This is a genomic window from Stecheria intestinalis, from assembly GCF_009696165.1.
GTDB lineage: Bacteria > Bacillota_I > Bacilli_A > Erysipelotrichales > Erysipelotrichaceae > Bulleidia > Bulleidia intestinalis.
In genome coordinates this window covers 21,118-35,154 of record NZ_VUMN01000010.1, presented here as the reverse complement: position 1 = coordinate 35,154, position 14,037 = coordinate 21,118, and the positions used below count along the sequence as shown (strand labels likewise).

Below are 14,037 nucleotides of genomic sequence, written 5' to 3'. Positions count from 1 at the left end.
TTCAGGAAACTTGAACTAATATTCGAGAAGTACCTTTTTCATCCTCTTGTCCTCACTTTCAGGATGATTCTCTTTCTACTTTCAATATAATCAGAAATCGCTCTGTGAACAGTCTTTCAGTGAACCGGATTATTCATTATAATAATATCGTTGGGTGTCCGGATTCTGATCCGGCGCTTTTTTGCAAGGGAGGCAGATCATGATTCAGGATATTGCTCCGAAGCACCTTGATAACACCTGGAAGCCCAGGCTTCCGGAACCGGATGATACCGTATTTGACTATGATGGCCGCAATCTATTTCTGAAGCCGGATCAGACGTTTTTCCACGTCCGGGATCTTTCGGAGGATACGGTTTATCAGTATCTGTTTTCCATCGGAGAAGAAGGCTTCTTTGCGGCAGATCTGACAAAGCAGAAAGTCATCTCTCTGGATACGAGGATCTGCCGGACCTATCAGCCGAGGTATCTCGGCTTTGCCTGCATTCTCGGCTGGCAGCTTGTCTCCTGGATGCGTGCAAACCAGTACTGCGGAAGATGCGGAACGAAGATGGAGCCTTCCCGCACCGAGCGTGCCCTGGTCTGTCCATCCTGCGGCCAGATCGTTTATCCGCGCCTGAATCCGGCGGTGATCGTCGGCATTCTGAATGAGAAGAACCAGCTGCTGATCACCAGGTATGCTCATGGCACTTACAGCAAGGACGCATTGGTGGCAGGCTATTGCGAATTCGGTGAAACAGTCGAAGAAACGGTACTGAGAGAAGTAAAAGAAGAAACCGGTCTTGATGTCTATGACCTGCAGTACTACAAGAGTCAGCCATGGCCATTCAGCAGTTCGCTGCTGTGCGGCTTCTGGTGCAAGGCAGATAGTCATCAGCCCATCAAGGTACAGGAAGAAGAGCTCCGCTATGCTGAATGGAGAAACCGGACTGACGTCTTCGATGCACTGGATGATTCCAGTCTCACTGCCGAGATGATCGGACTGTTCCGGAATGGAAAGAAGGAATACTGATGGATCAGAATCAGATTATGTATCAGATTTACCCGCTCGGGTTCTGCGGGGCGCCGAAGCAGAATGACGGCATCACTGTCCCGAGAATCCGCAAAGTGCTGGACTGGATTCCGCATCTGAAGAAGCTCGGCGTCACGTGCGTGCTGTTCAATCCGGTCTTTGACAGCGATCGGCATGGCTATGATACCAGAGACTTTGCAAAGATCGATCCGAGACTTGGAACAAATGAAGACTTTGCAGAAGTCTGCGATGCCCTGCATGATCAGGGAATCGCAGTCATGCTGGATGGCGTATTCAATCATGTCGGAAGAGGCTTTCCGTTCTTCCAGGATGTCATTTCGAAGAAATGGGACAGTCCTTACAAAGACTGGTTCTATGTGAATTTCAATGATACCTGGGCAAAGGACGGATTCACGTATGGAGACTGGGAAGGCCATCAGGAACTCGTCAAGCTGAACCTGCAGAATGAAACCGTCCGCAGGTGGCTGGTGGAACGGGTGGATCAGTGGATCGGAGAATTCGGCATCGATGGTCTCCGCCTCGATGTTGCATACTGCCTGGATCATGAATTCATGAAAGTGCTTCATCGGCATGTGAAGGAAAAAGATCCCGGATTTATGCTGTTAGGTGAGATGATCGGCGGCGATTACAACTCCATCATGAATGATGAGATGCTGGACAGCGTCACGAATTATGAATGCCGCAAGGGGCTGTATTCCTCGATGAATTCGAAGAATCTGTTCGAGATTGGCTATTCGCTGAACCGGCAGTTCGGTCCGGATCCCTGGTGCCTGTACCGGGGAAAGAATCTGCTGACGTTTGCAGACAACCATGACGTCGACCGTCTGGCATCTGTTCTGGAGAATCCGAAGGACCTTCCGCTGACCTATGCCCTGATGTACGCCATGCCAGGCATGCCATGCATCTACTATGGCAGCGAATGGGGTGCGAAAGGCACGCGGTCTGCTTATTCCGATTCGGCCCTGAGACCTTGCTTTGAAAAGCCGCAGTGGAATGATCTGACCGATACGATCGCTTCCTTTGCCGAGATGCGGAAGCAGTATCCGGTCTTCCATGATGGCGACTATGTGCAGCTCTATCTGCAGAATCAGCAGATTGCTTTCCGCAGAAGAGACGCAAAGGGCCAGCTGACCTTTCTGCTCAACATCGATGACAAGCCGGCAGAATTCCGCTTCGATGCCGGAGTGGAAGAAGGCATCGATCTGCTGAAAGGAAAAGCGGTCCGTTTCAATGAACCGCTGACCTTGCCGGAAAAATCATTCCGCTTTCTCTACAGCAGCTGGGACTGAAGTCCCGGCTGCTTTTCATCTGAACAGCTTTGCCCACCAGGAAGATTTCTTTTCTGTTTTCTTTGAACCAGAAGAATTTTCTGCTGAAAGCACCACCTTCTGTAGAAACGGAGAAGGAATGGCTTCACTCTTCTTCGGATCTTCTGAGAAGTCTTCCATGACCAGCGAGGCCATATCTTCTGGCAGGCTGGAATGAATCTTCACTTCTTCCCGGGAAAACGGGGAATAGAGAATGACTTCCGAGCAATGCAGGGCCGGACGGCGGATCAGATCTTCCTTTCCTCCATAAAGCGCATCTCCCAGCAGCGGATGTCCGATGGCTGCCATATGCGCCCGGATCTGATGCGTTCTTCCGGTTTCAATCCAGACTCTGAGAAGGGAGTAAGGTCTTCCCTCACAATGAAGTTCTTTCATCACGCAGTAATGCGTGATGGCAGGCTTGCCTTCCTCAGAGATCCGGCGGCGGCGCTCACCTTCTTCTTTTCCGATCGGAAGATCAATCGTTCCATCACTCTGTTCAAAAGAGCCTTCCGCTAGGGCCAGATAATACTTCTTCAGCTTGTCCTCGGCACGGTCTCTGCTCATGCGGGCAGCAGCCGGCTGATTGCGGGCATAAAGAACGATGCCGCTCACATCTTTGTCCAGCCGGCCGATCGGACGGATCGTGAAATTCTCTCCGAATTTCTGATAATGCGACATCAGCAAGGTTCCGAGAGAGTCTTCCAGATGATTATGATCCGGATGAACCGGCATGCCTGCAGGTTTATCTGCCGCCAGAAAGTCTTCTTCTTCATAGAGAATCACCGGTTCTGCTTCCACGATCTTCACCGGATCCTGAGGATCTTCCGGAAAGCGCACCGTCAGCACGTCGCCGATCCGAATGGGGTCCGTGACATGAACCGAAGATCCGTTCAGAAGAATCTGCCCGTCGAATTTGAGCCGGGAGATTTCATGACGCGAAAGGCGGAGGCAGTGTGTCAGCACGCTTCCGACGGTTCCTTCTTCTTTGTTCCAGTCTGCAAGGGTCAGACGGAAAGTGATTTCCTTTGCCATGCTTGTCTTTTCTGAAAAAAGCGGAGAACTTCTCCGCCTTGATCGTATGAATTACTGCTGGATCTTGGAACGGAGATAGCTGTAGATGAAGCCATCCAGGTCTCCATCCATGACTCCCTGGATATTGCCGACATTGTAGCCGGTACGAAGGTCCTTGACCATCGTATACGGCTGGAAGACATAAGAACGGATCTGAGATCCCCATTCGTTTGCCTTGACCTCGCCTTTGATCTCGGCCATCTTCTTTTCGTTTTCCTGGATCTTCAGCTGCAGCAGCTTGGACTTCAGCATATTCATGCAGGCTTCACGGTTCTGAAGCTGAGAACGCTGCGTCTGGCAGAATACGGTGATTCCGGTCGGCTTATGCGTCATGCGGACTGCAGAGTCCGTCTTGTTGATATGCTGGCCGCCAGCTCCGGAAGAACGCATCGTGATGACTTCGAGATCTTTTTCATCAATCTCGATATCAAGGTCATCTTCGAATTCCGGCATGACTTCAACGCTGGCAAAGCTCGTATGTCTTCTGGCATTGGCATCAAACGGAGAGATGCGGACCAGGCGGTGAACGCCATTCTCTGCCTTCAGATATCCATAGGCCATCGGCCCTTCGATCTGAACCGAGCAGGATTTCATGCCTGCTTCTTCACCCTCTTCATAGTCCAGCACCGTGATCTTGTAGCCCTTGCGTTCAGCCCAGCGCGTATACATGCGATACAGCATGCTTGCCCAGTCCATGGCTTCCGTACCGCCGGCACCCGGATGAATTTCCAGGATGGCATTGTGGTTGTCATACGGCCCGGAAAGCAGCACATCAATCTCATACTGATCGAACTGCTTCATCGTTTCCGCATATTCTTCATTGACCAGGTCTGCAAGATCCTGATCGAAGCTCGTTCCGAGCTCTGCGACGGAAGCGGACAGCTCTTCCAGTTCACTGCCGAGTTTCTCATAGTTTTCTACCAGGCTCTTCAGCTGGTTGCAGCGGCGGATCAATGCCTGTGCCTTCTTCTGGTCATCCCAGAAGTCCGGGGCATTCATCGCCGCTTCATCTTCTGCAATCTGTTTTTTCTTGCCAGGCAGGTCAAAGAGAGGAGCCAAGCTGCTCCAATTTAGCCTGGCAGCGGGTTACACCCTGCTTCATTTCATAGAGTTCCATGGTTTCTTTCTCCTTTTATGGATTATGCCTGCTTCGTATCAGGCTGACGTACAACAACTTTCAGGTTCATGCAGTACGCAACAATCTCCTGGGCAATATCATGCATCATGTTCTGGAACAGCTGATAGCCCTCACTCACATAGGCCTGCAGCGGATTGTCCTGAGCATAGGAACGAAGTCCGATGCCATCTCTCAGCTTCGACATCGTATCGATGTGGTTGACCCAGGCACGGTCGATGACCTTCAGGGACATCTCGCGTTCGAACTGACGAATCTGCGGACGGACCGGATCGATCTTCTCATCGTAATTCTTCCATGCCCGATCATTGATCAGCGCAGAAGCTTCTTCGGCCGTCTTGCCCTTGAGATCTGCTTCCGTGATCAGATCGCGGAAGCCAAGCTTATTCAGCGCTTCGAGAAGTTCCGGAATATGCAGCTCGCCCGAACGGCTCTCCGGATCGACATAAGCCCCGACTGTATCGCTGATCACACGGCTGAACATCTGCTGGATGATCGAATGGACATCTTCGTTGTCGAGGATGAAGTTTCTCTGATCATACATGACTTCACGCTGCTGACGCAGAACATCATCATACTGCAGCAAGGTCTTGCGGGCATCGAAGTTGACGCCCTCCACACGCTTCTGGGCGCTGCTGATGGCGTTGGTGATCGTCTTGGACTCGACAGCTTCATCGCCCAGCGACTTGAACAGACTCTCAAGACGCTCGGATCCGAACCGGACCATCAGATCATCCTGAACGGAGACATAGAAACGGGATTCACCCGGATCGCCCTGACGGCCAGAACGGCCGCGCAGCTGATTGTCGATACGTCTCGATTCATGACGCTCCGAGCCAAGGACGCAGAGACCGCCAAGTTCCCTGACCCCTTCGCCAAGCTTGATATCCGTACCACGGCCGGCCATGTTGGTCGCAATGGTCACGGCATTCTTCTGACCGGCTTTGGCGATGATTTCTGCTTCACGGGCATTGTTCTTCGCATTCAGCACTTCATGCGGAATGTGCTTTTCCTTCAGCATGCCGGAGATCAGTTCTGAAGTCTCGACCGCAATCGTGCCGACCAGAACCGGCTGGCCCTTTTCGTGGCGTTCAATCACCTCGTTGACCAATGCTTCGAACTTTGCCTTCTTCGTTCCGTATACCGCATCCGGATAGTCTTTGCGGATGACCGGCTTGTTGGTCGGAATCTCATAGACCAGCATGTTGTAGATCTCGCGGAACTCTTCTTCTTCGGTCTTGGCTGTACCGGTCATGCCGGCCAGCTTATTGTAGAGACGGAAGAAGTTCTGATACGTGATCGTTGCAAGGACGGTGGTTTCCTGACGGATTGAGATGCCTTCCTTGGCACATACTGCCTGATGGAGGCCATCCGACCATTCACGTCCTTTCATGAGACGGCCGGTATTCGGATCGACGATATCGATTTCATCATTGGCAGTGTCAGCCACATAGTCGACATCCTTTGCCATGATGTAATTAGCCTTGAGGGCCTGGTTGATGCGATGCAGCAGCTGCGTATGCTCAAGGTTGTACAGATTGTCGATGCGGAATACCTTCTCTGCCTTGGCAACGCCTCGCTCGGTGAGCTGTACCGTTCTGCCCTTGACATCAATCTCATATTCGCCTGGTTCGATGACTTTGTCATCTTCCATCTTCTGTTCTTTCAGGCTCTTCACAAAGCGGTCTGCCTGCAGATACAGGTTGGCCGTCTGCTTCATTCCGCCGGAAATGATCAGCGGCGTTCTGGATTCATCAATCAGGATCGAGTCGACTTCATCGACCAGCGCAAAATTCAGTCCTCTGAGGACACGATCCTGAGCTCTGGTGACCATGTTATCTCTCAGATAATCGAAGCCGAGCTCCGAGTTTGTCGTATAAGTGATATCGCATGCATAAGCAGCCCGCTTCTGAGCCGGCGACATGGAACGCTTGTTCAGGCCTACCGTAAGTCCGAGGAACCGGTGAATCTGGCCCATCCACTGGGAGTCACGTTCCGACAGATATTCGTTGACCGTGATGACATGAACACCCTTTCCTTCCAGGGCATTCAGATAGACGGCCATGACGGAGGTGAGGGTCTTTCCTTCACCAGTCTTCATTTCAGCAATATCGCCGCCCTGCATGACTGCAGCACCCATCAGCTGAACCGGATACGGATATTCTCCGATCACTCTCTTGCAGGCTTCTCTTGCGGTTGCGAACGCTTCCGGAAGAATGTCATCCAGCGTCGCTCCCTCTGCAAGCTTCTGCTTCAGACGCGGCGTTTCTGCCTGCAGCTGTTCATCGCTCATCGCTGAATATTGATCTGCCAGTGCCAGCACCGGCTTGATTTTCTTTTCAATCTGCTTCAGCCGCCGACCATCTACGTTCAGCAGCTGATCAAAAAAGTTTGCCATGATAAAACCTCCTGATTCCTGATCAGCGTGTTCATTATAACGTCCCGAATCCGTCGGTTCAAGAAAACATCAGTACCTGTACGGGGATCTTTCCATCCTATGGATAGAAAAAAGCAGGAGGTGACGCTTCATGCGCTGTCCACGCTGCCATAATACTGATCCTGCATATTTCTATCATGGTTCCAGGGGCTGGTACTGCCGTCGATGCATCTCATTTTCAAGAGTGCTATTGGAAGAAGAACTGGAACCAGTCTCCTTCTCAGACGTACCGGAAGAAGCTTCTGAATATACCCTGCGCTATCCGCTGACCGAAGCCCAGAAGCAGATCAGCCATGCATGCGCCGAGAACGTCCTGCATACCGACGTTCTCGTGCAGGCATGCTGCGGAGCCAGGCAAGACCGAGATGATGGTCGAGACAATCTCAGAGTCGCTGCGCACTGGCAGAAAGATCTGCTTTGCCATTGCCAGACGCCAAGTCGTGCTGGAACTTGCCCAGCGTCTTTCCGAAATCTTTCCCTCTGCAGACATCGTCCCGGTCTGTCAGGGACATACTGATCAGCTGACTGCTGATCTCATTGTATGTACCACGCACCAGCTTTATCGCTATTCAGGATCATTCGACATCCTGATATTAGACGAGCCAGACGCCTTCCCATGCTTATCTGCAGCGGGATTTATGAAAACGGCTTATTTATGCGGCTTCAACGTTATTTAATAGTCAATAACGTAAATGACATAGACAGAATCCATGCAGGGAGAGACATACTGATGACGGGATTGATACCGTGTTTTCTCTTCCGGTTTCATTTATGCTGATAATTAATGATTTATGTTGACGATTTGGTATATACTATTAGCAGGAGCTTAGGAGCAAATATGACAAGACAATTTGACGAAAACACAAGGGTGAAAATCCCTGCAACCCTACAGTTTCTGAGGCTCGGATATAATTACCAGTCTCTGCAGGATTCTGACATTGACTTTGACACGAAGATTTTCGTAAACCGTTTCAAGCCGGCAATTGAAAAAATAAACGGAAGATCGTTTACTGATGACGAGATTTTGCAGCTGATTTCTGAGATCCACTCTCTGATTCGAAATAATGATCTTGGCCGATCTTTCTATCGAAGACTGACCGACACAACAGCGGACGTAAAGCTGGTAGACTTTGACCGCATCGAAAATAACGATTTTGCTGTAGTTGATGAACTGTCGTTTACGGTTGAGAAGGACACGAAGGAAGGCTCCTTCCGCCCGGATATCAATATTCTGCTTAACGGCATGCCACTGGCATTCCTGGAAGTAAAGAAGCCGAACAATGAAGGCGGGATTCAGCAGGAATTCAACAGAATGGTCAACCAGCGATTGAAGAATCCTGCATTTATAAAGTATTTCAATCTGATACAGCTCGTCTCATTCTCCAACAATATGGAGTATGAAAATGACGATTCAGATGATGCGTCCATGATTCGTGCTGGTTCTTTCTACACAACCCCGAACGGGCAGAACACTTCGTTTTCGTTCTTCCGCGAGGACGAACAAGGTTATCTGGAGAACTATCCATACAAAGCACTGGATGAAGCTCATACGCGGGATATCATCAAAGACCTCGGGTACAGTCCGTCTATCTATGACACTTCGGAGTTTGCAACCAATAACGTTGTTACAGCGCCCTGCAATCGGTTTGTAACGTCCATGTTTGACAAGGAAAGATTCCTGTTCATCCTGCACTATGGGCTGCTCTATTTGAAGGGAAAACGCCCTCAGAAACACATCATGCGTTACCCTCAGTTCTTCGCAAGCCGTGCACTTATCAGAAGACTGGATAAGGGCGAAAAGCGTGGAATCATCTGGCATACACAGGGCTCCGGAAAGACAGAGCTTGCTATGTATATCAATCTGATTCTGAAGGATTATTACGCAAAGAAGAACATCATTACCCGCTTTTACTTTGTGGTTGACCGGTTGGAACTACTCAGACAGGATAATACGGAATTCTCAAACCGCTATTTTGATGTAGTTAATGCACAGTCCAAGGCCGGTTTCAGTAAGGAACTGAATAAGGTGCTTCCGCATTCCGGAAAGACCGACGCAATTGGAGAGTTCGTTGTCGTTAATATTCAGAAGTTTGAAGAAGCTATTCCGAAGGCTGGAAACGCCTACGATTCCAACATTCAGAGAGTCTTCTTTATTGACGAGGCACACCGTTCTTATGCGCTGAAAGGTGCCTACTTTAAGAATCTGATACTCTGCGACCCGAACGCCGTGTTTGTGGCACTTACCGGAACTCCGCTGCTCTCCAAGAAAGAACGGTCCAATCTTAAATTCGGTGATTACATCCACAAGTATTTTTACGATAAGTCTATTGCGGATGGGTATACGTTGAGAATCAAGAAGGAAAAAATTGATACTGTCGTCAAGACTGATATTCACAACAATCTTGAACTGGAAAGCCAGGATTTGAACAAGGCTGATGTCTATGAATCAGATCCGTATATCAGCTATCTTGGCAAATACATTGAAAAGGATTTTAAGAATTTCCGGCTGGTGAATCAGGACCAGAGTATCGGCGGAATGATTGTTTGCCGTTCCAATCCGCAGGCAAAGAAACTGCACGAATGGTTCCAGAAGAACTCATCCCTGACAACAGGACTTGTCATTTCCGATGAAGGTAATCCAATGCAGGAAAACGCCAATGAGCATAATCAGGTTGAGTTTAAGACTTCTGACAAGCCTGACCTGCTCATCGTGGAATATATGCTTACGACAGGCTATGATGTCAGTCGTTTGAAGAAGATGTACCTTCTCCGCGGACCGCATGCGCAGAATCTTCTTCAGACCATCTCACGCGTCAATAGACCTTACAAGAGCCCGAACGGAACGGTCTACCATTACGGCTATATCACAGACTTCATTGACATTGATGAGGAGTATGACCGGACGCTGAATGACTACCTGAAGGAGCTTGAGGAAGATTTTAATGATACCAACGATGAAGAGAATAACAGTCTTGCCGGCCTTGTTGTTGATGTTGACACAATTCGTGAGAAGTACAATAGCTATCTTTCAGAGCTCAATGACCTTGTGAATACAGACGACATTGAGAAGTTCCAGCAGCGCCTGACTCTGTACAACAAGGATACTGTTCTCAAAATCAAGCGGCTGCTGAATGGAATTAAGGACTGCTACGTCGAATTTATGCTGTCCAATGCCATGGACGATGCGGCTAATGTAGATTATGACGTTGCAAAGAAGAAGCTCCATGTGACACAGGAACGGATTGACTTCCTGAATCTGCAGTCGGAGCCAACAAAAATGATGGATATTCTGTCAGATGATGAGGTCGTTGAAATCGTTTATGAGTTCATTAAGACACAGATTTCTGTGATTGACCTTAGCAAATTTGACCCAAGCGGCGCAGTGTACAGAGATTTCACAGAAACTTTGACCGCCGTCAAACAGCAGATTAATAAGAACCGCAATAAATCAGACATCAAGATGATTACCTTGGATCTGGCTCTGCAGCAGTTATTCTTAAGCATGGATATCAAGAGCCTTGATGATCTGAGCGGACTGACCAGCAAGATGAAAGAGATTCTTATGAAGGCAATCGCCATCAACAAAGAAAACGAGCGTCTCTCTTCTATCTATGATGGAAACTTCGCCATGGTAAAGACTTATCAGGATGCAGTCTCCAGTCATCCGGATTTAAGCAATAAGGATATTGAAGACGCACTGAAGCTTATTTATCAGGAAATTAAAGCTGGGGTGGACACTAATATTCTGGTCGTTCAAGGACGACAGGGATTTATTGATGAAACCAAGAAAAAAGTGGTTGTACCGCTTATCAAGGCGGGACTGTATAAGAACCTTGGGCTGAAGACGTGGATTCAGACGCTGCTGTCTGATATGTACACCAACCTGCAGAGTTACAGATGAGGAGACGGAAAATGTCAGAAAACAAAGCCGATTATTACGCGCTTGAAATCAAGATTGATGAGATGATTGATGAGCTGCAGGGACTTTGCTCCCAGTACGGCTTGTCAAACACCGCGAATGAAGAGGTTGTAGTTACTTCCACCTTCCTTTATAAGTTTCTGAACGACAAGTACATGTACAACCTCCATGCATTCGCCGATGAGCTTGGCGAATCTGTGGATGAAGTACTCAAGAATGAGAATGATGAGCTGGATGCGTTTTACGATGCTCACCCGACAGATGTTGTGTTCCATCAGGAAGATACGATTGAATACCTGATTAACAGAACCGGAAGAAAGGATTTCAGTACGCTCTTTGATGATGCGCTGGAACGCATTTCCAATTATCCGGAGAACGACAAATTCAAGGTCAGCACGGCTGGCGGTGAGAAAGAGCCACTGTTTACCAGAATCACAGAAACCATTATCGACCGTGATAAGAGAAACACATTTGCGGTGTCTTTATTCTCCACCATTTCGGAAGATAAATTTGATTTCAGTGCTGCCTTCGGAGAGAACTTTGACTTTTATTCCACCATTTTCGAATACCTTATCAAGAACTACAACGTTGCAAGCGGCACTTATGCGGAGTATTTCACACCTCAGTCAGTCTCTTCGATTATTGGACGTATCCTGGTTGGAATGTCTGAGGTTAAAGATGACAAGCTTTACGAAGTGCTAGACTGCGCAGCCGGGTCCGGCTCCCTTGTCCTGCATCTTGCCAATGAGCTTGGTCACGGGCAGTTTGGCAACAGAGCACGCGTCTACTGTCAGGACGTCTCCACCAAGTCTACGCGCTTCCTGCGCCTGAACATGATGCTCAACGGACTCACAGAATCTCTGGATAACATCGTGCAGGGCGATTCTCTGACCAGCCCTGCTCAGTACAACGTCAACCATGACCCAAGCAGCGGATATAAGAAGTTTGACTATGTGACCATCAATCCACCGTTCAAGATGGATTTCTCTTCCACAAGAGATGAAATCGAGAATAACTGGAAAGAGACAGACAGATTCTTTGCAGGAGTGCCGAAGATTCCGAATAAGAAGAAAGAGTCGATGGCTATTTACCTGTGCTTCATCCAGGATGTTCTCTGGAGACTCAACGATACAGGCAGAGCAGCTATTGTATGCCCGACTGGTTTTCTCACTGCACAGAGCGGAATTGAACTCAAAATCCGTCAGAAGCTGATTGATAGTAACTGGCTCAAAGGCGTCGTTTCGATGCCGTCAAACATCTTCGCAAATACTGGCACAAACGTATCTGTGCTATTCATCGACAAGACAAAGGGTGACGATGACAAGGTTATTCTGATTGACGCTTCCAAGTTAGGAGAAAAGCGTAAVGAAGGCAAGAATCAGCGCACTGTGCTCAGAGACGATGAGATTGAGAAGATTATCAGCACGTTCAATAACCGTAAAGCTGTTGAAGATTTCTCTGTTGTCGTAACTACAGAACAGATTAAAGGAAAGAACTATTCCTTCTCTGCAGGACAGTATTTTGAAGTCAAGATTGAGTATGTGGAGCTTACCGAAGAGCAGTTCAATGCCAAGATGGATGAATACGAGAAGAATCTGGATAAGCTGTTCACTGAAGGTGATGAGCTGCAGAAGGAAATCCAGAAGAATCTCAAGGGGCTGAAGTATGAGTGATTTTGTTAAATTGAAAGACTTGTGTGCAACGATTACTGACGGTTCTCACTACAGCCCTCCAGCATCGTCAAAAGGTTATCCCATGCTATCCTCAAAAGATATGAACGATACCGATTTCGATTATTCTCATTGTAAGTATATTGATGAAAAAGAATTCCAGAAAATGAAACATAATGGGTGCGTTCCGTTAAAGGATGACGTACTGATAATCAAAGATGGCAATAATTATTTAGAAAAGGTCTTTGTTGTCAAAGAAACAAAAGAAATTGCAATTCTTTCCTCTATAGGAATTCTCAGACCCAATACTGAAATTGTTGACCCGTATTATATTAAATATTATTTAACATCTCGCTTCGTAAAAGAAGAAGTAGCGAAGAAATATGTCACCGGAAGTGCATTGCCTAGAATTATTTTAAAAAATTTTGGTGATATAGATATGCCATATGTCAATTTGAACACGCAACATCGAATTGTTAGAGTTTTAAAAGAATTCGATGACGCAATTGATAATAACAATATTATTTCCTCCGAACTCGAATCCCTCGCCAAGACCATCTATGACTACTGGTTCCTGCAGTTCGACTTTCCTGACGAGAACGGTCGTCCATACAAGTCTTCCGGCGGAAAAATGGTATGGAATGAGGAACTGAAAAGAGAGATTCCGGAGAAATGGGCAGTTAAAAAATTACCAGATATTGTGAGGTGGGAAGGCGGTGCTCAGCCGCCAAAGTCAACATTTGTGTATTGTGAGCAACCAGGATACGTTCGCTTTATACAAAATAGAGACTACGCAGATAATTCACATAAAACATATATTCGAAAAAGTAATAATAATAAGCTTTGCAATGAATACGACATAATGATGGATAAGTATGGAGATGCTGGAGCTATTCGGTTCGGAATTGCCGGCGCCTATAATGTAGCACTTGCCAAAATTGATGTTCAATTAAAGAATGGACAAGAGTATGTAAGAAGTTTTCTTAAATCAGAGGCTGTTTATAACTACCTGCATCAAGCGTGTGTTGCATCCACAAGGGCTTCATTGAATGGCGATAATCTTTCATCAGTATATATACCTATTCCATCCCAACAGATTCTTTTTGAATTCGAAAAAATAATAAAAAAGGATATTTTCCAAATTTTGTTATTAAAGTCGGAAAACCAGCAACTTTCTTCTCTCCGTGATTTTCTTCTTCCTATGCTCATGAACGGGCAGGTGACGTTCAAGGAGGATGCTTAAATGGCAAGACCTAAGAAAGACGGAGAAACCCTGAGCCTGTACATCGACAGAACCGTAAAAGAGCGACTCCAGCAGTACTGCGCTGAAACCGGGCAAACCAAGACAATGGCGATTGAGCGTATGCTTACCGAAGAGTTGAACAAATACTTCGCTCAGCCGGAAGGCAAGCGCATTCCTATCCAATAGAAAATCGGGTGATTTTCCGCCCGATTTTTCTTTTGC

At 47.6% G+C, this 14,037-nt stretch carries 10 protein-coding genes; 6 read left to right on the top strand and 4 right to left on the bottom strand.

The genetic code is table 11. The annotated features are described in order from the left end of the window. Positions 1–199 precede the first annotated feature (199 nt). On the top strand, positions 200–1,009 hold the full coding sequence (gene nudC / locus FYJ51_RS05615; RefSeq protein ID WP_154504095.1) for an NAD(+) diphosphatase: 810 nt from the start codon (positions 200–202) through the stop codon (positions 1,007–1,009). Then, a complete protein-coding gene (locus FYJ51_RS05610; protein ID WP_205946208.1) occupies positions 1,009–2,319 on the top strand; it encodes an alpha-amylase family glycosyl hydrolase in 1,311 nt (436 codons plus the stop codon). Before nudC ends, FYJ51_RS05610 begins: the two co-directional genes overlap by 1 nt. Before the next feature lie 15 nt (positions 2,320–2,334). Here FYJ51_RS05610 and FYJ51_RS05605 read toward each other — a convergent pair whose 3' ends face one another. From FYJ51_RS05605 to FYJ51_RS05590, 4 genes are all read right to left on the bottom strand, one after another. Further along, positions 2,335–3,372 (bottom strand): RluA family pseudouridine synthase, encoded by a 1,038-nt coding sequence (locus FYJ51_RS05605; protein ID WP_154504091.1) that lies wholly within the window; start codon positions 3,370–3,372, stop codon positions 2,335–2,337. 51 nt (positions 3,373–3,423) lie between these two features. Next, positions 3,424–4,528 (bottom strand): peptide chain release factor 2 gene (prfB, locus tag FYJ51_RS05600; RefSeq protein WP_235897233.1). Its coding sequence is split into 2 segments (ribosomal slippage): positions 3,424–4,455 and positions 4,457–4,528, totalling 1,104 coding nucleotides; the frame shifts between segments, so codons are not numbered across the junction. A 22-nt stretch (positions 4,529–4,550) separates the two neighbouring features. Then, entirely contained in the window at positions 4,551–6,944 is a 2,394-nt protein-coding gene (secA, locus tag FYJ51_RS05595; protein ID WP_154504087.1) for a preprotein translocase subunit SecA, read from the bottom strand. 259 nt (positions 6,945–7,203) lie between these two features. Next, positions 7,204–7,473 carry a hypothetical protein gene (locus tag FYJ51_RS05590; protein WP_154504085.1) on the bottom strand — a complete coding sequence of 90 codons (270 nt, stop codon included), beginning with the start codon at positions 7,471–7,473 and terminating at the stop codon, positions 7,204–7,206. A 348-nt stretch (positions 7,474–7,821) separates the two neighbouring features. Here FYJ51_RS05590 and FYJ51_RS05585 point away from each other — a divergent pair, with 348 nt between their 5' ends. From FYJ51_RS05585 to FYJ51_RS05570, 4 genes are read left to right on the top strand one after another with little or no spacing between them, the layout of a single operon-like run. Beyond that, entirely contained in the window at positions 7,822–10,884 is a 3,063-nt protein-coding gene (locus FYJ51_RS05585) for a DEAD/DEAH box helicase family protein (protein ID WP_154504083.1), read from the top strand. 11 nt (positions 10,885–10,895) lie between these two features. After that, complete coding sequence (locus tag FYJ51_RS05580; RefSeq protein WP_205946207.1) at positions 10,896–12,575, top strand: N-6 DNA methylase; 1,680 nt, start codon at positions 10,896–10,898, stop codon at positions 12,573–12,575. Next, complete coding sequence (locus tag FYJ51_RS13540) at positions 12,568–13,815, top strand: restriction endonuclease subunit S (protein ID WP_205946206.1); 1,248 nt, start codon at positions 12,568–12,570, stop codon at positions 13,813–13,815. Before FYJ51_RS05580 ends, FYJ51_RS13540 begins: the two co-directional genes overlap by 8 nt. Beyond that, positions 13,816–14,001, top strand: a complete 186-nt coding sequence (locus tag FYJ51_RS05570; protein ID WP_154504081.1) for a RepB family protein — start codon at positions 13,816–13,818, stop codon at positions 13,999–14,001. The last annotated feature ends 36 nt before the right edge of the window (positions 14,002–14,037 follow it).

Bases quoted from the DNA above. Each gene is read 5' to 3' on its own strand.
- FYJ51_RS05570 (WP_154504081.1), top strand. From the start codon at position 13,816: ATGGCAAGACCTAAGAAAGACGGAGAAACCCTGAGCCTGTACATCGAC.
- FYJ51_RS05590 (WP_154504085.1), bottom strand. From the start codon at position 7,473: ATGTCTGCAGAGGGAAAGATTTCGGAAAGACGCTGGGCAAGTTCCAGC.
- FYJ51_RS05605 (WP_154504091.1), bottom strand. From the start codon at position 3,372: ATGGCAAAGGAAATCACTTTCCGTCTGACCCTTGCAGACTGGAACAAA.
- secA (WP_154504087.1), bottom strand. From the start codon at position 6,944: ATGGCAAACTTTTTTGATCAGCTGCTGAACGTAGATGGTCGGCGGCTG.
- FYJ51_RS13540 (WP_205946206.1), top strand. From the start codon at position 12,568: ATGAGTGATTTTGTTAAATTGAAAGACTTGTGTGCAACGATTACTGAC.
- nudC (WP_154504095.1), top strand. From the start codon at position 200: ATGATTCAGGATATTGCTCCGAAGCACCTTGATAACACCTGGAAGCCC.
- FYJ51_RS05610 (WP_205946208.1), top strand. From the start codon at position 1,009: ATGGATCAGAATCAGATTATGTATCAGATTTACCCGCTCGGGTTCTGC.
- FYJ51_RS05585 (WP_154504083.1), top strand. From the start codon at position 7,822: ATGACAAGACAATTTGACGAAAACACAAGGGTGAAAATCCCTGCAACC.